This window comes from Streptomyces sp. NBC_00019, from assembly GCF_045041015.1.
Taxonomy (GTDB): Bacteria; Actinomycetota; Actinomycetes; order Streptomycetales; family Streptomycetaceae; genus Streptomyces.
Genome location: NZ_CP108302.1, coordinates 2,109,226 through 2,136,041, shown reverse-complemented (window position 1 = coordinate 2,136,041; position 26,816 = coordinate 2,109,226). Strand labels below are relative to the sequence as shown.

18 protein-coding genes and 1 rRNA gene are annotated in these 26,816 nt (G+C 69.5%); 10 read left to right on the top strand and 9 right to left on the bottom strand.

Annotation, left to right across the window (positions count from 1 at the left end; genetic code table 11):
- Nucleotides 1-32: 32 nt before the first annotated feature.
- Entirely contained in the window at nt 33-581 is a 549-nt protein-coding gene (locus OHU89_RS10270; protein WP_405654411.1) for a hypothetical protein, read from the bottom strand.
- A gap of 419 nt (nt 582-1,000) precedes the next feature.
- Here OHU89_RS10270 and OHU89_RS10265 point away from each other — a divergent pair, with 419 nt between their 5' ends.
- The 5 genes from OHU89_RS10265 (at nt 1,001) to OHU89_RS10245 (ending at nt 9,187) form a co-directional block, all read left to right on the top strand.
- Entirely contained in the window at nt 1,001-3,925 is a 2,925-nt protein-coding gene (locus tag OHU89_RS10265) for a nitrate- and nitrite sensing domain-containing protein (protein WP_405641854.1), read from the top strand.
- Nucleotides 3,922-4,341: a roadblock/LC7 domain-containing protein gene (locus OHU89_RS10260; RefSeq protein ID WP_266895195.1), complete on the top strand. Its 420-nt coding sequence runs from the start codon at nt 3,922-3,924 to the stop codon at nt 4,339-4,341. The genes OHU89_RS10265 and OHU89_RS10260 overlap by 4 nt, the downstream gene beginning before the upstream one ends.
- A gap of 9 nt (nt 4,342-4,350) precedes the next feature.
- Entirely contained in the window at nt 4,351-4,746 is a 396-nt protein-coding gene (locus tag OHU89_RS10255; RefSeq protein ID WP_046262092.1) for a DUF742 domain-containing protein, read from the top strand.
- A gap of 219 nt (nt 4,747-4,965) precedes the next feature.
- A complete protein-coding gene (locus OHU89_RS10250) occupies nt 4,966-8,598 on the top strand; it encodes a hydantoinase B/oxoprolinase family protein (RefSeq protein WP_405641852.1) in 3,633 nt (1,210 codons plus the stop codon).
- Nucleotides 8,579-9,187 carry an ATP/GTP-binding protein gene (locus OHU89_RS10245; RefSeq protein WP_046262093.1) on the top strand — a complete coding sequence of 203 codons (609 nt, stop codon included), beginning with the start codon at nt 8,579-8,581 and terminating at the stop codon, nt 9,185-9,187. Before OHU89_RS10250 ends, OHU89_RS10245 begins: the two co-directional genes overlap by 20 nt.
- A 99-nt stretch (nt 9,188-9,286) precedes the next feature.
- Here the strand turns inward: OHU89_RS10245 and glpK are convergent, their stop codons facing one another.
- The 5 genes from glpK to OHU89_RS10220 form a co-directional block, all read right to left on the bottom strand.
- Nucleotides 9,287-10,798, bottom strand: coding sequence for a glycerol kinase GlpK (gene glpK, locus OHU89_RS10240; RefSeq protein WP_405641850.1), 1,512 nt, complete (start codon nt 10,796-10,798; stop codon nt 9,287-9,289).
- Nucleotides 10,799-10,820: 22 nt separating this feature from the next.
- Complete coding sequence (locus OHU89_RS10235) at nt 10,821-11,546, bottom strand: MIP/aquaporin family protein (protein WP_046262095.1); 726 nt, start codon at nt 11,544-11,546, stop codon at nt 10,821-10,823.
- A 314-nt stretch (nt 11,547-11,860) separates the two neighbouring features.
- Nucleotides 11,861-13,513, bottom strand: coding sequence for an EAL domain-containing protein (locus OHU89_RS10230; protein WP_405641848.1), 1,653 nt, complete (start codon nt 13,511-13,513; stop codon nt 11,861-11,863).
- Nucleotides 13,514-13,635: 122 nt separating this feature from the next.
- Nucleotides 13,636-14,826, bottom strand: a complete 1,191-nt coding sequence (locus OHU89_RS10225; protein WP_405654408.1) for a lipid-transfer protein — start codon at nt 14,824-14,826, stop codon at nt 13,636-13,638.
- A complete protein-coding gene (locus OHU89_RS10220; RefSeq protein WP_405654406.1) occupies nt 14,823-15,251 on the bottom strand; it encodes a Zn-ribbon domain-containing OB-fold protein in 429 nt (142 codons plus the stop codon). Before OHU89_RS10220 ends, OHU89_RS10225 begins: the two co-directional genes overlap by 4 nt.
- Nucleotides 15,252-15,349: 98 nt before the next feature.
- Here OHU89_RS10220 and OHU89_RS10215 point away from each other — a divergent pair, with 98 nt between their 5' ends.
- Complete coding sequence (locus tag OHU89_RS10215) at nt 15,350-16,159, top strand: M15 family metallopeptidase (RefSeq protein WP_405641846.1); 810 nt, start codon at nt 15,350-15,352, stop codon at nt 16,157-16,159.
- A gap of 47 nt (nt 16,160-16,206) precedes the next feature.
- Nucleotides 16,207-16,743: an NUDIX domain-containing protein gene (locus tag OHU89_RS10210; RefSeq protein WP_405641844.1), complete on the top strand. Its 537-nt coding sequence runs from the start codon at nt 16,207-16,209 to the stop codon at nt 16,741-16,743.
- Nucleotide 16,744: 1 nt separating this feature from the next.
- Here the strand turns inward: OHU89_RS10210 and OHU89_RS10205 are convergent, their stop codons facing one another.
- On the bottom strand, nt 16,745-19,111 hold the full coding sequence (locus OHU89_RS10205; protein ID WP_405641842.1) for a glycoside hydrolase family 31 protein: 2,367 nt from the start codon (nt 19,109-19,111) through the stop codon (nt 16,745-16,747).
- A gap of 213 nt (nt 19,112-19,324) precedes the next feature.
- Between OHU89_RS10205 and OHU89_RS10200 the strand changes: the two genes are divergently transcribed.
- Both OHU89_RS10200 and OHU89_RS10195 read left to right on the top strand, forming a co-directional pair.
- Complete coding sequence (locus OHU89_RS10200; RefSeq protein WP_405641840.1) at nt 19,325-21,292, top strand: acetoacetate--CoA ligase; 1,968 nt, start codon at nt 19,325-19,327, stop codon at nt 21,290-21,292.
- Nucleotides 21,293-21,425: 133 nt separating this feature from the next.
- Nucleotides 21,426-22,319 (top strand): hypothetical protein, encoded by an 894-nt coding sequence (locus OHU89_RS10195; protein WP_405641838.1) that lies wholly within the window; start codon nt 21,426-21,428, stop codon nt 22,317-22,319.
- Between the two features lie 68 nt (nt 22,320-22,387).
- Here the strand turns inward: OHU89_RS10195 and ptsP are convergent, their stop codons facing one another.
- Together ptsP and OHU89_RS10185 are read right to left on the bottom strand one after the other, a co-directional pair.
- Complete coding sequence (ptsP, locus tag OHU89_RS10190) at nt 22,388-24,058, bottom strand: phosphoenolpyruvate--protein phosphotransferase (protein WP_266895215.1); 1,671 nt, start codon at nt 24,056-24,058, stop codon at nt 22,388-22,390.
- A 79-nt stretch (nt 24,059-24,137) separates the two neighbouring features.
- Nucleotides 24,138-24,587 carry a PTS glucose transporter subunit IIA gene (locus OHU89_RS10185; RefSeq protein ID WP_405641836.1) on the bottom strand — a complete coding sequence of 150 codons (450 nt, stop codon included), beginning with the start codon at nt 24,585-24,587 and terminating at the stop codon, nt 24,138-24,140.
- Nucleotides 24,588-25,145: 558 nt separating this feature from the next.
- Here OHU89_RS10185 and OHU89_RS10180 point away from each other — a divergent pair.
- A 16S ribosomal RNA gene (locus tag OHU89_RS10180) occupies nt 25,146-26,671 on the top strand.
- The last annotated feature ends 145 nt before the right edge of the window (nt 26,672-26,816 follow it).

Here is a 26,816-nt window from a genome sequence, read left to right as displayed (position 1 = left end):
GGCAGGGCCGGTGCGTGGGCCGGTGTCGCCTCTCAGGAGTGCGACAACTGCCCCGCGCCGCCCCGCCGCTGTATCCGGGCCTGTGCCCGCTCCGCGGACCGCGCCTGGCGCCGGGCCCTGCGCCGCTCGCGTCGCAGGGCCCGGGCGGTGCTGCTCGGGGCCGACACGACGCCGTTGCGCTGGTTCCACACCTGACGGGTCACCCAGATGTCCAGGGCGCCCCACGTGGCCACCACGGTGCTCGCCACGCTGCTGAGGACCATCGGGAACGCCAGCCAGGATCCGGCCAGTGTGCACAGGAACGCCACCATCGCCTGGACCAGCGTCACGGCGATGATCAGGACCGCTCGCACCGCCGACCTGCGCACGGGATCGGGCATCCGACGCCGCGGCGCGGCCTCGTCGATCCACAACGGCCGGTAGTACGGCTCCTCTTCCGGCGTGGCATGTTCGGTGGTCCCGGACCCGGTCCGGCCCTCGTGCGCTGGAATGTCGCGATCCAGTGCCTCGGGACTCCGCTCCTCCGCCAAGTGCGCCGCAGCGCCGTCCACGAGCGCCTCTTGCCGCTCCGCCGTGCCCATCAACGTGTCACTCCCCACCGCCAGCAGACCCCTCGCTCCGTGTGCGAACACACGTCTCCCCAGTGGCTGCCCGGCTTGCGCTGTTTTACGCCGCCCGGGTGCGGGATGCGGCTCGTGTGGCCGATTCTGCACCCATTTCCCGAAGAGTAGGACGAACGAGACGCTCTGAAGATTCCCAAGAAACGAAAAATTCTGGCCAACTGGTCAGCCGTTACGGCCGGATCCGTATGAGCCGTCGACGCGTGTTTCGGGGAGGCAATCTCCCGCAATGCCCGGACAACTCACCATCTCGCTTCACCGGTGCGGAAGTTCGCCTTCCGGACGGGTCTTCGAGTTAACTGCGTGACGGTAGTAGGCTCGCGCCGTTTGTTGACGTACATGTGTACCCCCGGCCGGCGGGGGTCGAGCTGGGGGAGGCCATGCGCTTTCGCGGGAAGTCGATCCGCCGGAAGATCGTGGCGCTGCTTCTCGTGCCGCTGGTGTCCCTGACAGCGATCTGGGGCTTCGCCACGGTACTCACGGGACGGGCGGTCGCCCAGCTTTTCCAGGTGTCGACGACTGTCGAGGACCTCGGCTATCCCACCGAGGACACCGTCCGTGTCCTGCAGCAGGAACGCCGCCAGACCCTCGTCTATCTGGCCGACCCACGGGCCTCGGACGCGCTCGCCGCGCTCCGCGAGACCCGCACGGCCACCGACGACGCCATCGCCAAGATCCGTCAGAGCGCGAAGGACCCCGACGTCCGCGACGGCATGGACCAGGACGACGAGGAACGTCTCACCGCTGTACTGGACGGCTTCGACGGCGTGGACTCCCTGCGGCGCAGCGTCGAGGAGGACGCGGTGAACCGGGCCCAGGCCCTCGAGCGCTACAACCGCCTCGTGGACCCCTGCTACGCCCTGCTGGCCTCCATCGACGGGGTGGACAGCGTGGAGATGGACAAGCAGGCCCGCGCCCTCGTCAACATCACCCGTGCTCGCGAACTCCTCTCCCGCGAGGACGCCCTGCTCGGCTCCGCCCTCGTGGTCGGCGATCTGACGCATGGAGAGATTCGCGAGGTCTCCGACCTGATCGCGCAGCGCACCGTGCTGTACGACATCAGCGTGCCGGTGCTGCCCGCGGCGGAACGCGAGCGCTACGACCGATTCTGGAAGAACGCGTCCACCGCGTCGCTGCGCTCCGCCGAGAAGATCGTCGTCGACTCCGAGCCCGGCACCCCCCGCTTCATCACCGCCAAGAGCTGGGACGCCACCGCCGCCAGCGTGCTCGAATCACTCGCCACCCTCAACGACCAGGCGGGCGACCGCTATCAGGACCGGGTGCAGCCCGTCGCGATGGGCGTCATCATCAAGGCGGCCGTCGCCGGCGTCCTCGGGCTGCTCGCCCTGCTCTTCTCGGTCGTCCTCTCCGTGCGCATCGGCCGCGGTCTCATCCGCGACCTGCGGCAGCTGCGCCTCGAGGCCCACGAGGCGTCCGGCGTACGGCTCCCGAGCGTCATGCGCAGGCTGTCCGCGGGTGAACAGGTCGACGTGGAGACCGAGGTCCCGCGTCTGGAGTACGACAAGAACGAGATGGGCGAGGTCGGTCAGGCCCTCAACACCCTGCAGCGCGCCGCCGTCGAGGCCGCCGTCAAGCAGGCCGAACTCCGCGCCGGGGTCTCCGAGGTCTTCGTGAACCTCGCCCGCCGCAGCCAGGTACTCCTGCACAAGCAGCTCACCCTGCTCGACACCATGGAGCGCCGGACCGAGGACACCGACGAACTCGCCGACCTGTTCCGCCTCGACCACCTGACCACCCGTATGCGCCGCCATGCCGAGGGCCTGGTGATCCTCTCCGGCGCCGCCCCCTCCCGGCAGTGGCGCAAGCCCGTCCAGCTCATGGACGTCGTACGCGCCGCCGTCGCCGAGGTCGAGGACTACGAGCGCATCGAGGTCCGCCGGCTGCCGCGGGTCGCCGTCACCGGTCCGGCCGTCGCGGACCTCACCCATCTGGTCGCCGAACTCCTGGAGAACGCGACGGTGTTCTCCCCGCCGCACACCGCCGTCCAGGTGCTGGGCGAGCGCGTCGCCAACGGCTTCACCCTGGAGATCCACGACCGCGGCCTCGGCATGGCGGCCGACGCCCTCCTGGACGCCAACCTCCGGCTCGCGGAGACACCGGAGTTCGAGCTGTCCGACACCGACCGGCTGGGCCTGTTCGTGGTCAGCCGGCTCGCCCAGCGGCAGAACGTCCGGGTCTCGCTCCAGCCGTCGCCCTACGGCGGCACGACGGCCGTCGTGTTCATCCCGAACACCCTGCTGACGGACGACATCCCGGACACCAACGGCCTCGGCTTCCGCCTGGACCGCCCCCAGCCCTCCAAGGAGGCCGAGCTGGAGGAAGCCCGCCGGGCCCAGCTCGCCCACGTGGCGGTGCCGCTGCCCGGCCTCACGGGAGGGCTCCTGGACGGTCCCGTCGAGCTGGAGGCGCCCGTCGACCTGGACGCCATCGACGAGTTCCCCGGCGCGCTCGACGACGAGGACAGCGAACGCGGCGGACTGTTCCGCCCGCGCCGCTCCCTGGTCCCCACGGACGCCACCCAGGGCGAGGACCGCCACGACGCCCCCGACCACGACCTGAACGCCCCGGTGCCGCTGTCCCGCCGCCACACGCCCAAGCTGGTCAGCTCGCACGGCCGTCCGGTGACCGAGCAGCGGGAGCAGAGCGACGACGAGGCCCCTGCGGGCCCGAACCGGTCGCTCCCCCAGGAGGATCCGCCGCTGCCCGCCCGCAGGCGCACGACGGGGCCGCAGCGCCGCGCCACCGGTGTCGCCGACCGCCTGGACGAGCAGCGCGCCGAAGCCCCGACGACCACGGGGCGCGAACTCGGCGGAGCGCCGCAAGGCACTCCCGCCCTCCCCAGGCGCACCCGGCGCGCCGAGATCGCGTCGAGCGGCGCGAGCGAGTCCTTCACGGCCGCTCCAGAAGGCGTCGCACCCCACCAGGGCGGCCCCGGCGCCGCCCTGGAGCGGACCGGCTCCCGCCCCGCGCCACAGGAGACCGGTGCCGAGGCCACGCCCCAGCCGATCGGACGCGGCGCCACGCCACGGGAGACCGCCCCGGGCACCGGCCCGCTGCCCCGCCGCGTACGCCAGGCCAACCTGGCCCCGCAGCTGAAGCAGAGTCCGGCCGGGCGCCGCACCGACGACAGCACGGGGGTCGACGAGAGGGACGCCGACCAGGTACGCAGCCGTATGGCATCGCTCCAGCGCGGCTGGCAGCGCGGCCGTGCGGAGAACGACGCCGCGGGCGATGACACCCACAGCGGCACAGCACCACGAGGAACTAAGGGGGACGGTCGATGACCGGCCACAGCACAACCAACTCCGGCGAGCTCAACTGGCTCCTGGACGATCTGGTCGACCGCGTCGCAAGCATCCGCAAGGCCGTCGTGCTCTCCGGCGACGGACTGGCGACGGGGGTGTCCAAGGACCTGACGCGGGAGGACGGCGAACACCTGGCCGCCGTCGCCTCCGGCTTCCACAGCCTCGCCAAGGGCGTGGGCCGCCACTTCGAGGCGGGCAACGTCCGGCAGACGGTCGTCGAGCTCGACGACGCCTTCCTGTTCGTGACGGCCGCCGGCGACGGCAGCTGCCTCGCCGTCCTCTCCGACGCGGACTCCGACGTCGGCCTGGTCGCCTACGAGATGACGCTCCTGGTCAAGCGGGTCGGTGTACATCTGGCATCCACTCCGCGCACCGATCTGCCTCAGGGCGGGTAGTGAGATGACATGAGCACAGACGGTCAGGGAAGAAGTCACTGGTTCGACGACGAGGCCGGACCGGTCGTCCGTCCGTACGCCATGACGCGTGGCCGCACGACCAGTGCGGCCCAGCACCGCCTCGACCTCATCGCGGTGGTCGTCGCGGAGGCCCAGGCGGACGACCCTGAAGGCGACCACACGCTGTCCCCGGAGCACGTGGACATCGTCGACCTGTGCCGCGACGCCCCGCAGTCGGTCGCCGAACTGTCCTCCGAACTCGACCTGCCCATCGGCGTGGTACGGGTCCTCGTGGGCGACCTCGTGGATGCGGAGTTCGTCCATGTGAACCGGCCTGTGCCGCCCGCCGAGCTGCCGGACGAGAGCATTCTGCGCGATGTGATCAACGGCCTCCGGGCGCTCTGACCGAGTGCCCCGCCCACGAAGGCGGCCGTTCCCCCGGCGCCGCGAGCCGCTCACGGACGGCCCTGGGGAACGCGGCCGCATGCCCGCCTTCCGGCCGAGCGGACCGGGCGACGCAACTGTGCTCCCGATATGATCTGACTGATCGTCGACCACCATCCGCAGACGGTCTGCCGCCACTCTGCGGATACGGTGCCGAACAGCGCGATCGGGGAGACGGACGTGACGACAGGCTGGCAGTTCTGGGTCGACCGGGGCGGCACCTTCACGGACATCGTCGCGCGTCGCCCGGACGGCCGACTGCTCACGCACAAACTGCTCTCCGACAACCCGGCCCGCTATGCCGACGCGGCGGTCACCGGAGTCCGTGAACTGCTGAACGGCTCCCAGGACCCCGTGGAAGCCGTCCGCATGGGCACCACCGTCGCCACCAACGCCCTCCTGGAACGCAAGGGCGAGCGGACCCTCCTGATCGTCACCCGCGGCTTCCGCGACGCCCTGCGCATCGCCTACCAGAACCGCCCCCACATCTTCGCCCGCCGCATCGAACTCCCCGAGCTGCTCCACGAGCGGGTCGTGGAGGTCGACGAGCGCATCGCCGCCGACGGCACGGTCCTGCGCGCCCCCGACCTGGACGCCCTCACCGGCCCTCTCCAGGAGGCGTACGACGACGGGATCCGCGCGGTCGCCGTCGTCTTTATGCACAGCCACCTCCACCCTGCCCACGAACAGGCCGTGGGACAGCTGGCCGCCCGGATCGGCTTCCCGCAGATCTCGCTGTCCAGCGAGGTCAGCCCGCTCATGAAGCTGGTCCCGCGCGGGGACACCGCCGTCGTCGACGCCTACCTCTCGCCCGTGCTGCGCCGGTACGTCCAGCACGTCGCCGACGAACTCCACGGCGTACGGCTGATGTTCATGCAGTCCAACGGCGGTCTCGCCGAGGCCGGTCAGTTCCGAGGCAAGGACGCCATCCTGTCCGGTCCCGCCGGCGGGATCGTCGGCATGGCCCGGATGTCGCAACTCGCCGGCTTCGACCGCGTCATCGGCTTCGACATGGGCGGCACCTCCACCGACGTCTCCCACTTCGCCGGCGAGTACGAACGCGTCTTCACCACACAGATCGCCGGCGTCCGGCTGCGCGCCCCCATGCTCGACATCCACACCGTCGCGGCGGGCGGCGGCTCGGTCCTCCACTTCGACGGCTCCCGCTACCGCGTAGGGCCGGACTCGGCGGGCGCGGACCCGGGCCCCGCCTGCTACCGCGGAGGCGGCCCGCTGGCCGTCACCGACGCCAACGTCATGCTCGGCCGCATCCAACCCGCCCACTTCCCCATGGTGTTCGGGCCCGACGGCGACCAGCGGCTCGACGCGGAACTCGTCCGCGACCGCTTCGCCGCCCTCGCACGCGAGATCCGCGAGCGGACCGGCGACGAGCGCACGCCCGAGCAGGTCGCCGAGGGCTACCTCCAGATCGCGGTCGCCAGCATCGCCAACGCCGTGAAGCGGATCTCCGTCCAGAAGGGCCACGACGTCACCCGCTACGCCCTCACCACCTTCGGTGGCGCCGGCGGCCAGCACGCGTGCATGGTCGCCGAGTCGCTGGGCATCCGCACCGTCCTCGTGCCGCCCATGGCCGGTGTCCTGTCCGCACTCGGCATCGGCCTCGCCGACACCACCGCCATGCGGGAACAGTCCGTCGAGGCCCCCCTGGAGGCCGCCGCGATGCCGGGCGTCCTCAAGACCGCCGACGACCTGGAGAGCGCCGCCCGCGCCGAACTCCTCGCCGAGGACGTCCCCGACGACCGCATCCGCATCACCCGACGCGCCCAACTCCGCTACGACGGCACCGACACCACCCTCACCGTCGAGTTGACCGAGCCCGGCGAGATGCACCAGATCTTCGAAGCACGTCATCGCGCTACGTACTCCTTCACGCTCGACCGCCCGATCGTCGTCGAAGCCCTCTCCGTCGAAGCCACCGGCATCACACAACCCCCCGATCTCTCGGCCCTGACCCCGTACCAAGGCCGCACCGCCGCTCCCGGAACCGTCCGCCTCCACACGGGCGGCGCCTGGCGCGACGTACCCCTCCACCGCCGCGAGGACCTGCCGCCCGGCGAGATGGTCACCGGCCCCGCGATCATCACCGAGGCCGGCACGACGACCGTCGTCGACGACGGCTGGCAGGCCGTTTCGCGAGACGACGGGCATCTGGTCATGGAACGCACGGCGGTTACGGAGAGTTCCGATCTCGACACGAAAGCCGACCCGGTTCGTCTCGAGGTCTTCAACAACCTCTTCATGTCCATCGCCGAACAGATGGGCGCCCGCCTCGAGTCCACGGCCCAGTCCGTCAACATCAAGGAGCGCCTGGACTTCTCCTGCGCCCTCTTCGACCCGGACGGAAACCTGGTGGCCAACGCCCCGCACATCCCCGTCCACCTGGGCTCGATGGGTACCAGCGTCAAGGAGGTCATCCGGCGGAGGGGCGCGGGGATGCGGCCGGGGGACACCTACGCGGTCAACGACCCGTACCACGGCGGAACCCATCTGCCGGACGTCACGGTGATCACCCCGGTCTTCGACACCGAAGACACGGAGAGTGACCGGGAGCTCCTCTTCTACGTGGCCTCCCGAGGCCACCACGCCGAGATCGGCGGCATCGCTCCGGGCTCCATGCCCGCGAACAGCCGCACCATCGAGGAGGAGGGAATCCTCTTCGACAACTGGCTGCTCGCCGAGAACGGCCGCTTCCGCGAGGACGAGACGCGCCGCCTCCTCACCGAGGCGCGTTATCCCTCCCGCAACCCGCGGACCAACCTCGCCGACCTGCGCGCCCAGATCGCCGCCAACCAGAAGGGCGTCGACGAAGTCGCCCGCATGATCGAGAACTTCGGCCTCGACGTCGTCCAGGCGTACATGCGACACGTCCAGGACAACGCCGAGGAAGCCGTACGCCGGGTCATCGACGCCCTCGACGACGGCGAGTACGCCTACGAGACCGACTCGGGCGCTGTCATCCGCGTACGCGTGCGCGTGGACCGCGACAGCCGCTCCGCCACCGTCGACTTCACCGGCACGTCGGGCCAGCTGGACAGCAACTTCAACGCCCCGTTCGCGGTGGTCAACGCGGCTGTCCTGTATGTCTTCCGGACCCTCGTCGCCGACGACATCCCCCTCAACGACGGCTGTCTGCGCCCCCTGAGGATCGTCGTGCCGCCCGGCTCCATGCTCGCTCCGCAGCCGCCGGCCGCCGTCGTCGCCGGCAACGTCGAGACCTCTCAGGCCATCACCGGCGCCCTCTACGCGGCGCTCGGCGTCCAGGCCGAGGGCTCCGGCACCATGAACAACGTCACGTTCGGCAACGCCCGCCACCAGTACTACGAGACCGTCGCCTCCGGATCCGGCGCGGGCGACGGCTTCCCCGGAGCGCCCGTCGTCCAGACCCATATGACCAACTCGCGCCTCACCGACCCCGAGGTCCTGGAGTGGCGACTGCCGGTCCGGCTCGACGAGTTCGCCGTACGGCAGGACAGCGGAGGCGCCGGGCGGTGGCGCGGCGGGGACGGTGCGGTACGCCGCATCCGGTTCCTGGAGCCCATGACCGTCTCCACCCTCTCCCAGCACCGCCGGGTGCCGCCGTACGGGATGGCGGGCGGCGCACCCGGCGCGCTGGGCGCCAACCGCGTGGAGCGCGCGGACGGCACGGTCACCGACCTCGGCGGCAGCGACACGGCCGACGTCGGCCCCGGCGACGTACTCGTCATCGAGACCCCCGGCGGCGGGGGCTACGGCCCCCCGTCGCCCCACCCCCACCAAGCAGGAGAAGAGACCGATGATCTTCGGGCGTTCTGAGCGCGGCAAGCCCCCGGTCGAGCCCGTCACGTTCAAGATTTTGGTGGCCGGCGGCTTCGGCGTGGGCAAGACCACGCTCGTGGGCGCGGTCAGCGAGATCCGGCCGCTGCGCACCGAGGAACTGCTCACCGAGGCCGGACGCCCGGTCGACGACATCAGCGGTGTCGAGAGCAAGAGCACCACCACCGTGGCCATGGACTTCGGGCGCATCACGCTCCGCGAGGACCTGGTGCTGTACCTCTTCGGGACGCCCGGGCAGGAACGGTTCTGGTTCATGTGGGACGAGCTCTCCGAGGGCGCGCTCGGTGCCGTCGTGCTCGCCGACACCCGTCGCCTGGAGGACTGCTTCGCCGCCGTCGACTACTTCGAGCGGCGCTCCATCCCCTTCGTGATCGGCGTCAACTGCTTCGAGGGCTCTGCCCGTTACCCCGTCGAGGAGGTCCGCCAGGCTCTCGACCTCGACGAGGACGTACCGCTCCTGCTGACCGACGCCCGCGACCGCGCGTCGGTCAAGGAGGTCCTCATCGGCGTGGTCCGGCACGCGATGGCCTACGCGGCGGAGCGTCGCCAGACCGCCGTCACGACCTGACCCACGGGTACGGCCCGTACCCCCGCCGACCGGGGTACGGGCCGCGTTTCATGAGCACCACGCGCGCGTGCGGTCGTTGCAGCGCACGCACGCGTGCCGCTAGTTCTCCCCGTCCTCCTGCCAGCCGAAGCTCTTCTCCACGGCCTTGCGCCAGTTGTGGTACTCACGGTCCCGCACCGAGGACTCCATGGCGGGCGTCCACTCGACGTCCTTCTGCCAGTGCGACTTGAGCTGGTCCAGGTCGTTCCACACGCCCGTGGCCAGCCCGGCCGCGTAGGCCGCGCCCAGGCAGGTCGTCTCGGAGACCTTCGGACGGACCACCGGCACATCGAGTACGTCCGCCTGGTGCTGCATCAGCAGGTTGTTCTTGGTCATGCCGCCGTCGACCTTCAGGGTCGTGATGTGCACCCCGGAGTCCTGGAACATGGCGTCCACGACCTCCCGCGTCTGCCAGCTCGTCGCCTCCAGCACCGCGCGCGCGAGGTGTGCCTTCGTCACGTACCGGGTGAGCCCGGTGATGACACCGCGCGCGTCGGAGCGCCAGTAGGGCGCGAACAGACCGGAGAACGCGGGCACGATGTACGCCCCGCCGTTGTCCTCGACCCCGGCCGCCAGCGACTCGATCTCGTCGGCGGTGCGGATGATGCCGAGCTGGTCCCGGAACCACTGGACGAGCGCGCCCGTTATGGCGATAGACCCCTCCAGGCAGTAGACCGGCGCCTCACTGCCGATCTTGTACCCCATCGTCGTCAGCAGTCCGCTCTTCGACGGCACCGGGCGGTTGCCGGTGTTGAGCAGCAGGAAGCTGCCCGTGCCGTAGGTGTTCTTCGCCGTGCCCACGTCGTAGCAGGCCTGTCCGAACACGGCCGCCTGCTGGTCGCCGAGGGCCGAAGCGACCGGCACACCGGCGAGTTGGCCGACAGCGGTGCCGTACACCTCGGCCGAGGACCTGATCTCGGGCAGCACCGCCTCGGGGATGTTCATCGCGGAGAGGATGGACTGGTCCCACTGGAGGGTCTCGAGGTTCATCAGCATGGTGCGGCCGGCGTTCGTGACGTCCGTGACGTGCCGTCCGCCGTCCGTGCCGCCGGTGAGGTTCCAGATCAGCCAGGAGTCGACGGTGCCGAAGGCGATCTCGCCGTTCTCGGCACGCGCGCGGAGGCCGGGCACGTTGTCGAGCAGCCAGGCCGCCTTCGGGCCGGAGAAGTACGTGGCCAGCGGCAGCCCGGTCTGCTCACGGAAGCGGTCCTGCCCGTCCGAGCCGCCGAGTTGTTTGGTCAGCGCCGCGGTGCGGGTGTCCTGCCACACGATCGCGTTGTGCACGGGCTTGCCGGTGGCGCGGTCCCACAGGACCGTCGTCTCGCGTTGGTTGGTGATGCCGAGCGCGCTGAGCTGGTCGGCGCGCAGCCCGGCCTTGGCGATCGCCCCGGCCACCACGGCCTGCACCTTGGACCAGATCTCGGTGGCGTCGTGCTCCACCCAGCCGGGCTTGGGGAAGATCTGCCGGTGCTCGCGCTGGTCGACGGCGACGATGGCGCCGTCCTGGTTGAAGATGATGCAACGGCTGGAGGTGGTGCCCTGATCGATCGCGGCGACGAACTTGTCCGTCATGACGTCCCCTTCGTCGGATGCTTCAGAACGCTGCGTTGAAGATGACCCCGGACAGAGCTCCGCCGATCAGCGGCCCCACCACCGGGATCCACGCGTAACCCCAGTCCGAGGTGCCCTTGTTGGGGATCGGGAGCAAGGCGTGGGTGATGCGCGGGCCCAGGTCACGGGCCGGGTTGATGGCGTACCCCGTCGGCCCGCCGAGCGACAGACCGATGCCGACCACCAGGAACGCGACGATCAGGACCGTGGTGCCCGACGTCCCCAGACCCTCGGTCAGACCGAAGGCGAGGATCGGCAGCACCAGGCCGACGGTCGCGATGATCTCCGTGATGAGGTTTGCCACGGGATTGCGGATCGCGGGTGCGGTCGAGAAGATCCCCAGCGTCGGCTGCGCCTTGTCCTCCTCGGCGTTGGCCTGGAACTGCGCGTAGTAGACCAGCCAGCACAGCACCGCGCCGAGAACGGCGCCGACCATCTGTCCGGCGATGTAGATGTGGACCTGGTCCCAGTCGCCCGTGTCGATGGCGATCCCCAGCGTCACCGCCGGATTGAGGTGGCCGCCGGACAGCGGCGCGGCGGTGTAGGCCCCGGCCAGCACGCCGAAACCCCACCCGAACGCGATGACCACCCACCCCGCGTCCTTCGCCTTCGAATAGTTCAGTACGACGGCGGCGACCACTCCCGCGCCGAAGAGGATCAGGATCGCGGTCCCGATGATCTCACCGAGAAATACGTCTCCGTTGCTCATGGCGGCTCCTAGGCCCTGGCCCGGGGTGATCGACCCCGGTCCTCCGTGCAGGGTGCGTTTCCCATGGCGACTTCAGCCGAAGGCAGGGAGATCCCGCGCCCCGCTCGGCGTCCGTGACGAGCGTGCCGTTGCAGCCGAATCGCCCGTGGGGGAACGGACCTTGACTTCTGGGGGCCCGCGCAGCGCAGTGCGTGGATACGCCGAGAATGTACGACGATGTCGACTGACATCGGAAGTGTTCACCGGTGTCCAGGGGGCGTCAAGGATGCGGACGGCAACGGTTGGAGGCACGAGCCCTCTTCGTGGCGAGCCGCTCAGCCCGGGCCGGGCTCCGCCGCCCCGCATCCCGCGGTCGCGGCGGACGCCTCCGCCCCACGCCGGACCTCGTGCCCGGGCAGGCCCGCACGGCCCAGCACCCAACTCGCCCCACCGATCGACTTCGCGGCCTTCTTCAGCGGCGCCAGCCAGGCCGCCGCCTGCCGGTGGTCCGTGACACTGCCCGGCGCACACAACACCGTGGCCAGGGACAACGACACCGGACGCCCGCCCGCGGACCAGGGCGCGTCCAGCACCGAGGCGGCCACCGGATCCAGCCCGTCCGGATCGGCCAGCACGAGGAAGTCGTCCCCACCGATGTGACCCACGTGAGTGCTGCCCGAGGCCGCATGCTGCAGCGCCCGCCCCACCGACCGGATCAACTCGTCGCCCGCCGCGAACCCGGCCCCGTCGTTGACCTGCTTGAAGTGGTCCACGTCCAGCCAACTGAGCGCGAACGTCCGCCCGTCCGCGATCCGCCGGTCCACCTCACCGGTGATCGCGTCCGAACCGGGCAGCCGCGTCAGCGGATTCAGACCGGCGGCCTCCTCCACCCGGGACTCGGCCAACGCCCGTACGAGGTCGGCGAGACGTACGACGCCGACGCACCGGCCGTAACGGTCGACGACGGCCACGTCGTCCGAGGTGCGGTCCCGGTCACCGACCGCCACCACGTCCAGCACCTCCCACGCGGTGGCGTCGATGCCCACCGTGCGCGGCGGATCGCCCAGCTTGGCGGCGGGGCGATCGGCGTAGAGGGCGTGCCCGTAGCGCCCCGACATCGACAGCAGGAACCGGGAGCGGTGCACCGACCGGACCGGAACCCCGTGCGGGTCCACGAGCAGTACCCCGGACACCTCCGGCGACCCGGTCAGCAGCGCCCGCACACGGCCCGCGGACGCGGTGGCGGCCAGCAGCGCGGCGGGCCGTACGAACTGCCGAACCGACGGCCCCGACCGTGACGGTGCGGCGGCGCCGGCGGAGCGGGGCGGAACGTACACGTGCGCGGCGGGCAACCGGGCCGGGGGAGCGAACAGGTTGCCCTGTGCCAGCTGCGCGCCCGCCGACACCGCGGCCGCACACTGGAGTTCGGTCTCCACGCCCTCGACCGACAGCAGCGCCCCCAACTGGTCGCACAGCGTCCGCATCGCCCGCACCGCCGCGGGCCGGGCCAGCAGCGAGGCGTCGAGCTTCACCAGGTCGGGCGCCAGATCGGTGAGCAGTCGCAGGGGTACGTCCCCGTCGCCGACGCCGTCCGCGCCGATGCGGAAACCCTGGCCGCGCAGCGCGCCCACCCCCTCCAGCAGCGCCTGCTGCGGCACATGCGTGTACGGCGGCCCGACGTCGATCGTCACCTCCCAGGGGAGCCTGCCCGCCGCACGCACCGCGGAGTGCAGCGGGGTGAGCCCGCCGAGGTCGGCGAGGGTGCCGGCGAACACGTTGAGGTGCAACGGCAGCAGCGTTTCCCTGCGCGCCGCCGCCCGGACCGCCGACACGGCCAGCCTGCCGTCGAGCTCCGGATCGCGGCGGGCCTCGGCCAGGATGTCGCCGGTCTCCGGTCGGGCGAGTATCTCCAGCGCCGCGACCCCTCCCGTCGTCAGGTTGACCACCGGCTGGAAGGCGAAGCGGAGAGTGTCCGTCCAGGAGTGCACGGCAGCATGATGGCGCCGCGGACGCCCGCCCGAGCGCAGTTCATGAGACGTTCACGCAGGATTCCCGAGCGGTCACGGAGCGTACGGGAAAGCCCTTGCCCCGCCCGGAGGCCCGATGAGCCTCACCGCACCGCGACCACGGCCGAACCGTGCCCGAACAGCCCCTGGTTCGCGGAGATCCCCACCCGCGCCCCGGCCACCTGCCGGTCACCCGCCGCACCTCTCAACTGCCAGGTGAGCTCGCACACCTGGGCGATCGCCTGCGCCGGCACCGCCTCCCCGAAGGAGGCGAGCCCGCCACTCGCGTTCACGGGTATGCGGCCGCCCAGAGCCGTTGCGCCCTCCCGCAGCACCTTCGCCCCCTCACCCTCGCCGCACAGCCCGAGGTCCTCGTACCACTGCAACTCCAGGGCGGTGGACAGGTCGTAGACCTCGGCGAGGGATACGTCCTCGGGCCCGACACCCGCCTCCTCGTAGGCGGCCCGGGCGATCGACTCCCGGAATGTGTCGTCGCCGGGCTCCACCGCCACCGCGGAGTCCGTGGCGATGTCGGGCAGGTCCAGCACCGTGCTCGGGTATCGCGGCGTCACCGTCGACACCGCCCGGATCCGCACCGGCTCCGCCGTCCCGTGCCGCCGCGCGAACTCCATGCTGGAGAGCACCACAGCCGCCCCGCCGTCCGAGGTCGCGCAGATGTCGAGCAGCCGGAGCGGATCGGCGACCACGGCGGAGGCGGCGACCTCCTCGGCGGTGACCCGCTTGCGGTAGCGCGCGTTCGGATTCAGCGCTCCCATGGCGGCGTTCTTCACCTTGACCTGCGCGAAGTCCTCCGGTGTATCCCCGTGCACAGCCATCCGCCTGCGCGCGTACAGGCCGAAGTACGTCGGATTGGTGGCTCCGAGGACGCGGAACCGGAGCCAGTCCGGATCGTCGGGCCGGTCGCCGCCCGCCGGCCGGAAGAATCCCTTGGGCGCCGCGTCGGCACCCACCACGAGCACCACGTCCGCGAGCCCCGAAAGGATCTGTGCCCGCGCGGTGCTGACGGCCTGCGCCCCCGACGCGCACGCCGCGTACACGCTCGTGACCCGGGCCCCCTGCCAGCCCAGCGCCTTCGCGAAGGTCGCCCCGGCCACATACCCCGGATAGCCACCGCGCACCGTGCCAGCCCCGACGATCGAACCGACGTCCCGCCATTCCAGCCCGGCATCGGTGAGCGCCGCGCGGGCGGCCGCCACTCCGTACGCGACGAAGCTCCGACCCCACTTGCCCCACGGGTGCATGCCCGCTCCGAGCACCGCCACCTCACCCGTCATGCCGTCACCCCCGTCGTCGGCCGCCACTGCCACGTCGTCCACACCGTCTCCGCGTCCTCATGGAGCACACCGGGAACGATCTCCACCTCCATGCCCACCGCCAGATCGGCGACAGAGAGCCCCGGAACACCCTGTCCCAGCACCACGATCCGCTCGGCCTCCAGCTCCACAGCGATCAACGCGTACGGCTCCCACGGAAGTTCCGGATCGGTCACATAGGGTGACGGAGGCCGGTACCGGCCGTCCGTGTAGGACCACACCCGCCCGCGCCGCGACAGCGGAAGCTCCTCCAGCTCGCCCCCGGGGCACGCGGGATTGCGGCAATTGGTGTCCTCGCGAGGGAAGAAGACCGAGGCGCAGGCCGAACAGCGGGTGCCGAGGAGATGGAAGTCGCCCTCCTCGCCGGCGAACCAACCAGCCACCACGGGCGTTCGCGCACGTGACACAGTTCCTCCCGGGCATAGGATCTGACGGAACGTCAGAAGTGTGTCACGGGAGGCCGGGGATGGGCAGAGGCAGAGGCATGACAAGACTCTCCAGCGCAGTACGCGGCCTGGTCACCACGCTCGCCGCCCTGCTGACCGTGACCACCGCCGCCACGGCCGCCCGGGCGACACCGGAACCCAAGGCGCCGAAGGACTTCGTCGCGCTGAGAACCGTGGACCCCACGATCGTCCAGGAGATGCGCTACTTCACCCCGCACAACTTCGTGGGGGAACGCATCGACGGCTACGCGCAGCCGATCTGCATCCTGACCAAACCCGCCGCCGAGGCCCTCCACCGAGCCCAGATGAAGCTGCTCCGGCAGGGCTACACCCTCAAGGTCTACGACTGCTACCGACCCCAGCGCGCGGTCGATCACTTCGTCCGCTGGGCCAAGGACCTCGACGACCAGGCCATGAAGGCCGAGTTCTACCCGAACGTCGACAAGACCCGTCTCTTCACGGACGGTTACATCGCCGAGAAGTCCGGCCACAGCCGCGGCTCGACCATGGACCTCACCATCGTGAAGCTCCCCGCGAAGCCGACGCGGCCCTATCGTCCTGGCGAAACCCTCGTCCCCTGCTACGCGCCCCAGGACGAGCGCTTCCCCGACAGCTCCGTCGACATGGGCACCGGATTCGACTGCTTCGACACCCTCTCCCACACCCTCGACCCCCGCATCCAGGGCGCACAACGAGACAACCGGCTCCTGCTCAAGACCACCCTGGAAGACCTCGGCTTCGTGAACCTGGCCGAGGAATGGTGGCACTACACGTTCAAGCCGGAGCCCTACCCGGACACCTTCTTCGACTTCCCGGTGTCCTGGAAGTCCCTCACGAGCAAACACTGAGCAGCCCCCGGAAGACGCCCTTCCTGTGATCGGATACAGTCCGCCGCGTGTCCGAAACCCAACACCCCACCCCCAACTCCGCGCCCGACTCCCACTGTTCGAGCTGCGGAGCGCCCTACGGAGAGGGCGTCTCCGGTTGGCCCCGCACCTGTCCCGCCTGCGCCACCGTGGCCTACCGCAACCCGCTGCCCGTCGCGGTGGCACTCCAGCCGGTGTACGACACCAAGGGCGCCGCCCTTGTCGTCGTCACCCGAACCATCGCTCCCGCGCGCGGGGGCATCGCACTGCCCGGCGGTTACATCGACGACCGGGAGGACTGGCGCCAGGCCGTCGTCCGTGAACTCAAGGAGGAGACCGGCATCGACGCGGCGAGCCGCGACGTACGCCTCGTCGACGCCATGAGCTCCCCCGACGGCCACCTCCTGCTGTTCGGGTCCCTTCCGGAACGCCCGGCGGAGGGCCTGGCCGCTTCCGTCGCGACGGACGAGACGGAGGGCTGGCATCTCCTGCGCAGGCCCGAGGAGCTTGCCTTCCCCCTGCACACACGTGCCGTACGGGCCTGGTTCGAGGGCCGGTACATCTGACCTAGCGCTCCCCGAGCCCCCGCACACGCACCGGGTGAGGCGGCGCACTCACGCCGTCCTCACCCTCCCTCTCGACGACCACCCGCCGGCCCTGCCAGCGGGCCACGTACCGCTCGATCTCAGGCTCGTCCCACCCGTCACCCGCGTCGTGCACGACCAGCCCCCCGCCGGTCCGTCCCCGGGCCGGCGCCCACACCTCCAGCTCCAGCCCGCCGTCCTCCCCGCGCACGGGAAGGACGGCACCCGCGCGCGCGAGCACCGGGATCCGCGACAAGGGGGCGTCCACGAGGACCTGCCCCGGCCCCTGATACGCCCGCTCCGTCACGGTGTCGTACCAGCGCCCCCGCGGCAGCTGCACCGCACGCCGGTCCGCTCCCGGGTCGAGCACCGGCGCCACCAGCAGACTGTCGCCCAGCAGAAACGCGTCCTCGCAGTCACGCAGCGCCCGGTCCTCGGGCGCCCCCCACCACAACGGCCGCACATACGGCGTTCCCGTACGCCTCGCAAGATGCGCCAGCGTCACGAAGTACGGCAGCAGCCGCCGGCGTTCCAGAAGCGCCACGCGCGCGTGCTCCAGCACCTCGGGACCGAACTCCCACGGCTCCCGGCGCCCCGCCCGCAGACTCGCGTGCGTACGGAACAACGGCAGATACGCGCCCAGCTGGAACCAGCGCAGATACAGCTCGGGCGACGGACTCCCGTCGAAGCCGCCCACGTCCGGCCCCGAATAGGGCACCCCGCACAGGCCGAGCCCCATCACCAGCGACAGCGACGCCCGCAGCCCCGGCCAGCCCGTGGCCACGTCACCCGACCACGTTCCCCCATAGCGCTGCATGCCGGCCCACCCGGAGCGCGAGAATACGAACGGGCGCTCCTGGGGAGCCAGTTCCCGCACGCCTTCGTGCCCCGCACGGGCCATGCAGAGCGCGTACAGGTTGTGCGCCTCGCGATGGTCACCGCCCTGCCCGTCCAGCTGATGCCGGGCCGAACGCGGCAAGGTCGACTCCCCGAAGGCCGCGAACGAGGTGGGCTCGTTCATGTCGTGCCAGAAGCCCGAGAACCCCTGAGCGAGCCGCTCCTCATAGAGGCGACCCCACCACTCACGCACACGCGGGTGCGTGAAATCCGGGAAGACCGCCTCGCCGGGCCAGACGACTCCCCGTACGAGCCGCCCAGAAGCGTCCCGTACGAACGCGTCCTCGGCGACACCACTGTCGAACACGGCATTGCCCGGCTCGGCCCTGACCGCCGGGTCGACGATCGACACCAGCCGGATCCCGTCCCGCCGCAGCTCTTCGGCGAGCTGGGGCAGCTTGGGGAAACGCTCCTGGTCGACAGTGAACACCTGGTGCTCGTCATAGTGGTCGATGTCCAAGTGGACCGCGTCCAGAGGCAGGCCGCGCTCCTGATAGCCCGCGACGATCCGCCGCACCTCCTGCTCGCTCCCGAACCCCCACCGCGCGTGATGGTGGCCCAGCGCCCACGCAGGCGGCAGCGCGGGCGCACCGGTGAGCGAGGCCCACGCGAGCAGCACGCGCGCGGGGGTGCCCACCATCACCCAGCAGCGCAGCGGACCACCGGTCATCCGCAGCTCGCACGTACCGGCCCGGTCGTGCCCGGAACCGGCACCCTCCTCGCCCTCCCGCAACGTCACCGTGCCGTCCCACGAGGTGTCGTGGAATGCCAGATGCGTGGCCGCGTCGGACACCACGAACTGCACCGGCATCGTGATGTACAGCGGATCGTCGGCGGGACCGAAGGACCTTCCGGGATCGGTGTTCCACAGCCGGTACGTCCCGTTCCTCAGCCGGGGCCCCGAAGCCCGCCCGCCGAGCCCGAAGAAGCGCGCGTCCGCAGGCACTTCCGACCGCTGCATCCAGCGCGCCGCACCACTGCCCACCGGCTCCCACCACCGCGGCGGCAGATCCCGGCGCACGGTCACTCCTCCGGGCGTACGCACCTCGATCGCACCGTGCCGCGAGACGACGACCGTCGCCCGTTCGGCCACCACCCGCCAGCCGCCGTCCTTGTCCGGCTCCAGCACCGCGCGTGGATCCGGCTCAGGACAGCGCCCCGCCAGCGCGTACGACGGCTCGGGACCCGCGCCGTCCCAGCCCCAGAAGACCGCCCCGTTCACCATGACCGTGATCCGCAGCTCGGAACGGCTGAACCGGACGACCCCGCCGCCGGGCCCCGGCTCCACATCCCGCACCGGCCCGGGCACCCGAGCCCGCTCGGCCCCCCGCGGCGGCAGCCCGGCGGCATCCGCTCGCCGCATACGCCACGAGGCCCGTACGGAACGCAACCCCTGGGCCGCCCCCGCCGAACCGACCGTCTTTATCGAACGCACCAGGTCACGACCGTTCATGCTGCTCACCCTGCCACTGACCGCCCCACACGCGTGTGTCGTTCAACTGCCGTTCACCCGTGCCGGGACCACATCTTCACGACACGGACTATGTGGGGCGCGCCCTGGTGTGGAAGTCGATCACATGGCATCGTCCGTGTCATCCGCGTCGCGCGCACACCCCAGCCCGTGCGCGGGAGACGCACACGACGCGCACAGTCCGGGAGCCGCCCCATGTCGACCGTGAACCCCCAGCCGCTCTGGCAGCCAGATCCGGAACGCATCGCACAGGCGCAGGTCACCAGGTTCCACGCCTGGGCGGCCGAGCACCACGGCGCCCCGGCCGAAGGCGGCTACCCCGCCCTGCACCGCTGGTCCGTCGACGAGCTGGACACCTTCTGGAAAGCCGTCACGGAATGGTTCGACGTACGCTTCTCGACCCCCTACGCGCGCGTACTGGGCGACCGCTCGATGCCCGGCGCCCAGTGGTTCCCCGGGGCGACCCTGAACTACGCCGAACACGCTCTGCGCGCGGCCGCCACCCGCGCGGACGAACCGGCCCTCCTGCACGTCGACGAGACCCACGAACCACGCCCCGTCACCTGGTCCGAACTGCGCCGCCAGGTCGGTTCCCTCGCCGCCGAGCTGCGCACCCTCGGCGTACGCCCCGGCGACCGCGTCAGCGGCTACCTCCCCAACATCCCGCAGGCCGTCGTCGCCCTCCTCGCCACGGCCGCGGTGGGCGGCGTCTGGACGTCCTGTGCCCCCGACTTCGGCGCCCGCAGCGTCCTGGACCGCTTCCAGCAGGTCGAACCCGTCGTCCTGTTCACCGTCGACGGCTACCGCTACGGCGGCAAGGAGCACGACCGTCGCGACACCGTCGCCGAACTCCGCCGCGAACTGCCCACCCTGCGTGCCGTCGTCCACATCCCCCTCCTCGGCACCGACGCCCCGGAAGGCGCCCTGGACTGGGAGGCCCTCACGAGCGGAGACGTCGAACCCGCCTTCGAGCAGGTGCCGTTCGACCACCCCTTGTGGGTGCTCTACTCCTCCGGCACGACCGGCCTCCCCAAGGCCATCGTCCAGTCGCAGGGCGGCATCCTCGTCGAGCACCTCAAGCAACTCGGCCTGCACTGCGACCTCGGCCCCGACGACCGCTTCTTCTGGTACACGTCGACCGGCTGGATGATGTGGAACTTCCTTGTCTCAGGCCTCCTCACCGGCACCACGATCGTCCTCTACGACGGCAGCCCCGGGTACCCGGACACCGGCGCCCAATGGCGCATCGCCGAACGCACCCGGGCCACCCTCTACGGCACCTCGGCCGCGTACGTCATGGCCTGCCGCAAGGGGGGCGTGCACCCCGGCCGCGACTTCGACCTCTCCTCGGTGCAGTGCGTGGCCACCACCGGATCACCGCTGCCGCCCGACGGCTTTCGCTGGCTCCACGACGAGGTCCACGACGACCTCTGGATCGCCTCGGTCAGCGGTGGCACGGACGTCTGCTCCTGCTTCGCGGGCGCCGTACCCACCCTCCCCGTCCACATCGGCGAACTCCAGGCCCCCGGCCTCGGCACCGACCTGCAGTCCTGGGACCCCAGCGGCAAGCCCCTCACCGACGAGGTCGGCGAACTCGTGGTCACCAACCCCATGCCGTCGATGCCGATCCACTTCTGGAACGACCCCGACGGCAGCCGTTACCACGACAGCTACTTCGACACCTACCCCGGCGTATGGCGCCACGGTGACTGGATCACCGTCACCTCCCGCGGCTCCGTCGTGATCCACGGCCGCTCCGACTCGACGCTCAACCGCCAGGGCGTACGCATGGGGTCCGCCGACATCTACGAAGCGGTCGAACGCCTCCCCGAGATCAAGGAATCCCTCGTCATCGGCATCGAACAGCCCGACGGCGGCTACTGGATGCCCCTCTTCGTACACCTGGCCCCCGGGGCCGTCCTCGACGAGACCCTGCTCGGCCGCATCAAGCAGATCATCCGCGAGCAGCTCTCCCCACGGCACATCCCCGACGAGATCATCGAAGTCCCCGGCATCCCGCACACGCTCACCGGCAAGCGCATCGAAGTCCCCGTCAAGCGCCTCCTGCAGGGCACCCCCCTCGACAAGGCCGTCAACCCGGGCTCCATCGACAACCTCGACCTGCTCCACTTCTACGAGGACCTGGCCCGCAAGCGCGCCTGACCGGCTCGGCCGCCGACGCAGTCAGCGTCCCCATCACACTGCGTCGGCATCGCCCACCACTCTGCCCAGCCCCCGTTGTCAGTGCCCCCGGTTACTGTGAGTGAGCATTGATCGACAGCGCACAGGGGGAAACATGGCGCACACCGACCACCAGACCATGCGACGCGTTCTGCGCCGCGAGATCGCCGGCACCATCGGCCTGCTCACCGACGAGCACGACTTCCGGAGCATGCGGAGCTACCGCAGCTTCACCTTCGACGACCACTCCCTCTATCTCCAGCAGGTGGAGGAGCTCCTCAAAACCCGCGCATCCCAGGGCACTCACACCGCGGTAGCCCTCTTCGACCCACAGGAGTACGCCGACTACTGCGCCGACACCGGCCTCGAACCCGACATCCCATCCAGTCGCACCCGCTTCACCGCCGAACTCGCCACCACTGGCCCGACCATCCCGTACGACGGACGCCCCTTGGCGGAACTCGTCCCCGACCTGATCGACGAAGCAGTACGGCAAGCCACCTGGGAGTACGCCTCCACACTCCTGGCACGCCTCGGCGCCTGCGCCTCCTGCGGGGAGGACATCGGCCGAGCCGCCTTCGCCCGAGCCTCCGGCCTTCTCGTCCGCATCCTCGACACGGCCCATCCAGGCAACCGGCACCTCGTCTGCAGCGTCACGGCAACACCGGAAACACTCGTCTCGGTCCTCCACGCCGAGATCAACGCTGACGGCACCACGCAACTCGACGACGCCGAAGCCCTCGAATTCGCCACGGTCCTGGCTCTCGGACTGGCGACCCAAGCCCCCGGCGGACTCGTCATGCGGACCAGCGTTCCCGGAACCACCGACCGCATCTACGGCTGGCGCCTGCGCGGAGAAGGACTGGAACCCCTCACCGCGGGCGAGGTCTTCGACGCGTACTGCACCGACATCGAATCCGGAGACCTCATCTCACCGGAATCCGGCGTCGACTACTGCGTACCGCCCGACCTCGGGCCGGACGGCCCGACGCCGGGACACCACCACTGAACGCAGGAGGGGCGCCCCACCCGCAGGTGGAGCGCCCCTCAAGAAGCACCGACGACCGGTACGGCCGACTACTCGCCGGACAGCACCGCCTGAGCGGCGCTGCGCGCCTCATCGGCACTGTCCGCCGCCCGAGCGGCCGCCGCGGCACGCTCGCACTGCGCCAGCGTGTACTTCGCCAGAGTCGCCCGCACATAAGGAATCGACGCCGCACCCATGGAAAGGGAGGTGACACCCAGACCGGTCAGCACACACGCCAGCAGCGGGTCGGACGCGGCTTCACCGCAGACACCACAGCTCTTGCCCTCGGCCTTCGCCGCCTCGGCGGACAGCGAGACCAGGTCGAGCAGAGCCGGCTGCCAAGGATCCTGCAGTCGGGACACCGCACCCACCTGACGGTCCGCAGCGAAGGTGTACTGCGCGAGGTCGTTCGTCCCCAGCGACAAGAACTCGACCTCCTGCAGAACCGAACGCGCCCGCAGGGCGGCCGACGGAATCTCGACCATCGCGCCGAACTTCGCCCGCAGTCCCGCCTCACGGCACGCGTCGGCGAACGCCTTGGCATCCGCACGGTCCGCCACCATCGGAGCCATGACCTCGAGGTAGACCGGCAGCCCCTCAGCGGCCTTCGCCAGGGCCGTCAGCTGCGTACGCAGCACGTCCGGGTGGTCGAGCAGCGTCCGCAGACCCCGCACACCCAGCGCCGGGTTCGGCTCGTCGCCCGGCGTCAGGAAGTCGAGCGGCTTGTCCGCACCCGCGTCCAGCACACGTACGACGACACGACCCTCGGGGAACGCCTCGAGAACCTGTCGGTAGGCCTCGATCTGCTTCTCCTCGGAGGGAGCGTTCTTGCTGTCGTCGAGAAAGAGGAACTCGGTACGGAAGAGACCGACACCCTCCGCACCAGCCTCGACAGCGGCCGGAACGTCCGCAGGACCGCCGACATTCGCGAGCAGCGGCACCTTGTGGCCGTCGGCCGTGGCACCCGGCCCGGTCGACGCCGAGAGCGCGGCCTTGCGCTCGGCGGCGGCAGCCTCCAGCTGTGCCTTCTTCTCCTCGCTCGGATTCACGAAGATGTCGCCGGTGCTGCCGTCCACGGCGATCACGGTGCCTTCGGCGAGCTCACCGGCACCCGGCAGCGCCACCACAGCGGGGACACCGAGTGCTCGCGCCAGGATCGCGCTGTGGCTGGTCGGCCCGCCCTCCTCGGTCACGAAGCCGAGCACCAGAGTGGGGTCCAACAGAGCCGTGTCAGCGGGCGCGAGGTCACGCGCCACAAGGACGTACGGCTCGTCGCTGTCCGGAATGCCCGGCATAGGCACCCCGAGCAGCCGGGCGACGATACGATTCCGCACGTCGTCGAGGTCCGCGACGCGTCCTGCGAGGTACTCACCGGCACCCGCCAGGAGCTCGCGGTACGCGGCGAACGCGTCGTACACAGCCCGCTCGGCCGTGCTGCCGACGGCGATGCGCCGGTCCACATCTGCCATCAACTCGGGGTCCTGGGCCATCAAGGCCTGCGCCTCGAGCACCGCCTGTGCCTCGCCGCCGGCCAGATTGCCGCGCGCCATCAGGTCGGCCGCCACAGCTTCCACTGCCTTACGGGCGTTCCCCTGTTCACGCTCCGCGTCCTGAGCCGGGATCTGCTTGGCAGGCGGCTCCAGGACCGCCGTCCCCATGTGCCGAACCTCGCCGATCGCCACACCATGGCTCACGCCGACGCCTCGCAGCGTTGTCTCCATCTCACCCGTCTCCGATAGTGCGGCGGGTCCCGCCGCCGCGATGGTTGCCACTACTTGCCGTCCCAGGACGGAGTTGAACTCACTTCCAGGCGAAGAGACTGTCGCCGGCCTTCACATCGCCGTCGTCAAGCAGTTCGGAGAGTGCTTCGACCGTGGCTTCGAGTGCCACGATCGGGCAGACCGGGGACTTGCCGGCAGCCTCCACGGCGGCCGGGTTCCAGCGCACGATGCTCTGACCGCGCGTCACGGTGTCGCCCTTGTTCACCAGCAGCTCGAAACCCTCGCCGTTGAGCTGGACGGTGTCGATACCCAGGTGAGTGAGCACACCGTGACCCTGATCGTCGACAACGACGAAGGCGTGGGGGTGGAGCGAGACGATGACGCCGTCAACGGGCGCGACAGCCTCAGAGGCCTCGCGCACCGGGTCGATCGCCGTACCCGGGCCGACCATGGCCCCGGAGAAGACCGGATCGGGCACAGCTGCCAGTCCGATGGCGCGTCCTGCCAGCGGGGACGTCACGGTGGTCATGGGAAACCTCCCAGGGGTGGAGATCGATATGCGTCGTCACTGCCTGTCCTGGACGGCGCACTGTGAGCAGCGTATGTCATATGAACTGACGGTTCCGCATGGAAGATACCGCGTAGTGGTCTAGACCACCAGTCCAATCGATTTGCACGCTCTTCAGGGCCGCGTGTACAGTCGTACTCCTGCTTGAGGCCGAGCGGCGCTAGTAAGCGTCCTTGCTCAGCAGCACCCAAACTCGTCAGATCTTATCTCGGGGTCACCTTCTGCATGTCCGCAGGAGAGTGGTCAGGGAGTCGGAAAAACACTGATAGAGTTTGGAACACCGAAGGGAAGCGCCCGGAGGAAAGCCCGAGAGGGTGAGTACAAAGGAAGCGTCCGTTCCTTGAGAACTCAACAGCGTGCCAAAAATCAACGCCAGATTAGTTGATACCCCGTCTCCGGCCGTCATGGTCGTAGATGAGGTTCCTTTGAAGAAATACACAGCGAGGACGCTGTGAACCATCGGCTTATTCCGCCGGTGGTTCCGCTCTCGTGATGTGTGCACCCGATTACGGGTAAACATTCACGGAGAGTTTGATCCTGGCTCAGGACGAACGCTGGCGGCGTGCTTAACACATGCAAGTCGAACGATGAACCACTTCGGTGGGGATTAGTGGCGAACGGGTGAGTAACACGTGGGCAATCTGCCCTTCACTCTGGGACAAGCCCTGGAAACGGGGTCTAATACCGGATACCACTACCGCAGGCATCTGTGGTGGTTGAAAGCTCCGGCGGTGAAGGATGAGCCCGCGGCCTATCAGCTTGTTGGTGAGGTAATGGCTCACCAAGGCGACGACGGGTAGCCGGCCTGAGAGGGCGACCGGCCACACTGGGACTGAGACACGGCCCAGACTCCTACGGGAGGCAGCAGTGGGGAATATTGCACAATGGGCGAAAGCCTGATGCAGCGACGCCGCGTGAGGGATGACGGCCTTCGGGTTGTAAACCTCTTTCAGCAGGGAAGAAGCGAAAGTGACGGTACCTGCAGAAGAAGCGCCGGCTAACTACGTGCCAGCAGCCGCGGTAATACGTAGGGCGCAAGCGTTGTCCGGAATTATTGGGCGTAAAGAGCTCGTAGGCGGCTTGTCACGTCGGGTGTGAAAGCCCGGGGCTTAACCCCGGGTCTGCATTCGATACGGGCTAGCTAGAGTGTGGTAGGGGAGATCGGAATTCCTGGTGTAGCGGTGAAATGCGCAGATATCAGGAGGAACACCGGTGGCGAAGGCGGATCTCTGGGCCATTACTGACGCTGAGGAGCGAAAGCGTGGGGAGCGAACAGGATTAGATACCCTGGTAGTCCACGCCGTAAACGGTGGGAACTAGGTGTTGGCGACATTCCACGTCGTCGGTGCCGCAGCTAACGCATTAAGTTCCCCGCCTGGGGAGTACGGCCGCAAGGCTAAAACTCAAAGGAATTGACGGGGGCCCGCACAAGCAGCGGAGCATGTGGCTTAATTCGACGCAACGCGAAGAACCTTACCAAGGCTTGACATACGCCGGAAAGCATCAGAGATGGTGCCCCCCTTGTGGTCGGTGTACAGGTGGTGCATGGCTGTCGTCAGCTCGTGTCGTGAGATGTTGGGTTAAGTCCCGCAACGAGCGCAACCCTTGTCCTGTGTTGCCAGCATGCCCTTCGGGGTGATGGGGACTCACAGGAGACCGCCGGGGTCAACTCGGAGGAAGGTGGGGACGACGTCAAGTCATCATGCCCCTTATGTCTTGGGCTGCACACGTGCTACAATGGCAGGTACAATGAGCTGCGATACCGTGAGGTGGAGCGAATCTCAAAAAGCCTGTCTCAGTTCGGATTGGGGTCTGCAACTCGACCCCATGAAGTCGGAGTTGCTAGTAATCGCAGATCAGCATTGCTGCGGTGAATACGTTCCCGGGCCTTGTACACACCGCCCGTCACGTCACGAAAGTCGGTAACACCCGAAGCCGGTGGCCCAACCCCTTGTGGGAGGGAGCTGTCGAAGGTGGGACTGGCGATTGGGACGAAGTCGTAACAAGGTAGCCGTACCGGAAGGTGCGGCTGGATCACCTCCTTTCTAAGGAGCACTTCTTACCGGGTTCGCTCGGTCAGAGGCCAGTACATCGGCGAATGTCTGATGCTGGTTGCTCATGGGTGGAACGTTGATTATTCGGCACTCTCAGTCATCTCGGGCTGCAAGTACTGCTCTTCGGAGCGTGGAA

Bases quoted from the DNA above. Each gene is read 5' to 3' on its own strand.
- OHU89_RS10260 (WP_266895195.1), top strand. From the start codon at position 3,922: ATGACCGGCCACAGCACAACCAACTCCGGCGAGCTCAACTGGCTCCTG.
- OHU89_RS10185 (WP_405641836.1), bottom strand. From the start codon at position 24,587: ATGACCACCGTGACGTCCCCGCTGGCAGGACGCGCCATCGGACTGGCA.
- OHU89_RS10200 (WP_405641840.1), top strand. From the start codon at position 19,325: ATGTCGACCGTGAACCCCCAGCCGCTCTGGCAGCCAGATCCGGAACGC.
- glpK (WP_405641850.1), bottom strand. From the start codon at position 10,798: ATGACGGACAAGTTCGTCGCCGCGATCGATCAGGGCACCACCTCCAGC.
- OHU89_RS10255 (WP_046262092.1), top strand. From the start codon at position 4,351: ATGAGCACAGACGGTCAGGGAAGAAGTCACTGGTTCGACGACGAGGCC.
- OHU89_RS10265 (WP_405641854.1), top strand. From the start codon at position 1,001: ATGCGCTTTCGCGGGAAGTCGATCCGCCGGAAGATCGTGGCGCTGCTT.
- OHU89_RS10225 (WP_405654408.1), bottom strand. From the start codon at position 14,826: ATGACGGGTGAGGTGGCGGTGCTCGGAGCGGGCATGCACCCGTGGGGC.
- ptsP (WP_266895215.1), bottom strand. From the start codon at position 24,058: ATGGAGACAACGCTGCGAGGCGTCGGCGTGAGCCATGGTGTGGCGATC.
- OHU89_RS10215 (WP_405641846.1), top strand. From the start codon at position 15,350: ATGACAAGACTCTCCAGCGCAGTACGCGGCCTGGTCACCACGCTCGCC.
- OHU89_RS10270 (WP_405654411.1), bottom strand. From the start codon at position 581: ATGGGCACGGCGGAGCGGCAAGAGGCGCTCGTGGACGGCGCTGCGGCG.
- OHU89_RS10245 (WP_046262093.1), top strand. From the start codon at position 8,579: ATGATCTTCGGGCGTTCTGAGCGCGGCAAGCCCCCGGTCGAGCCCGTC.
- OHU89_RS10195 (WP_405641838.1), top strand. From the start codon at position 21,426: ATGGCGCACACCGACCACCAGACCATGCGACGCGTTCTGCGCCGCGAG.
- OHU89_RS10205 (WP_405641842.1), bottom strand. From the start codon at position 19,111: ATGAACGGTCGTGACCTGGTGCGTTCGATAAAGACGGTCGGTTCGGCG.
- OHU89_RS10235 (WP_046262095.1), bottom strand. From the start codon at position 11,546: ATGAGCAACGGAGACGTATTTCTCGGTGAGATCATCGGGACCGCGATC.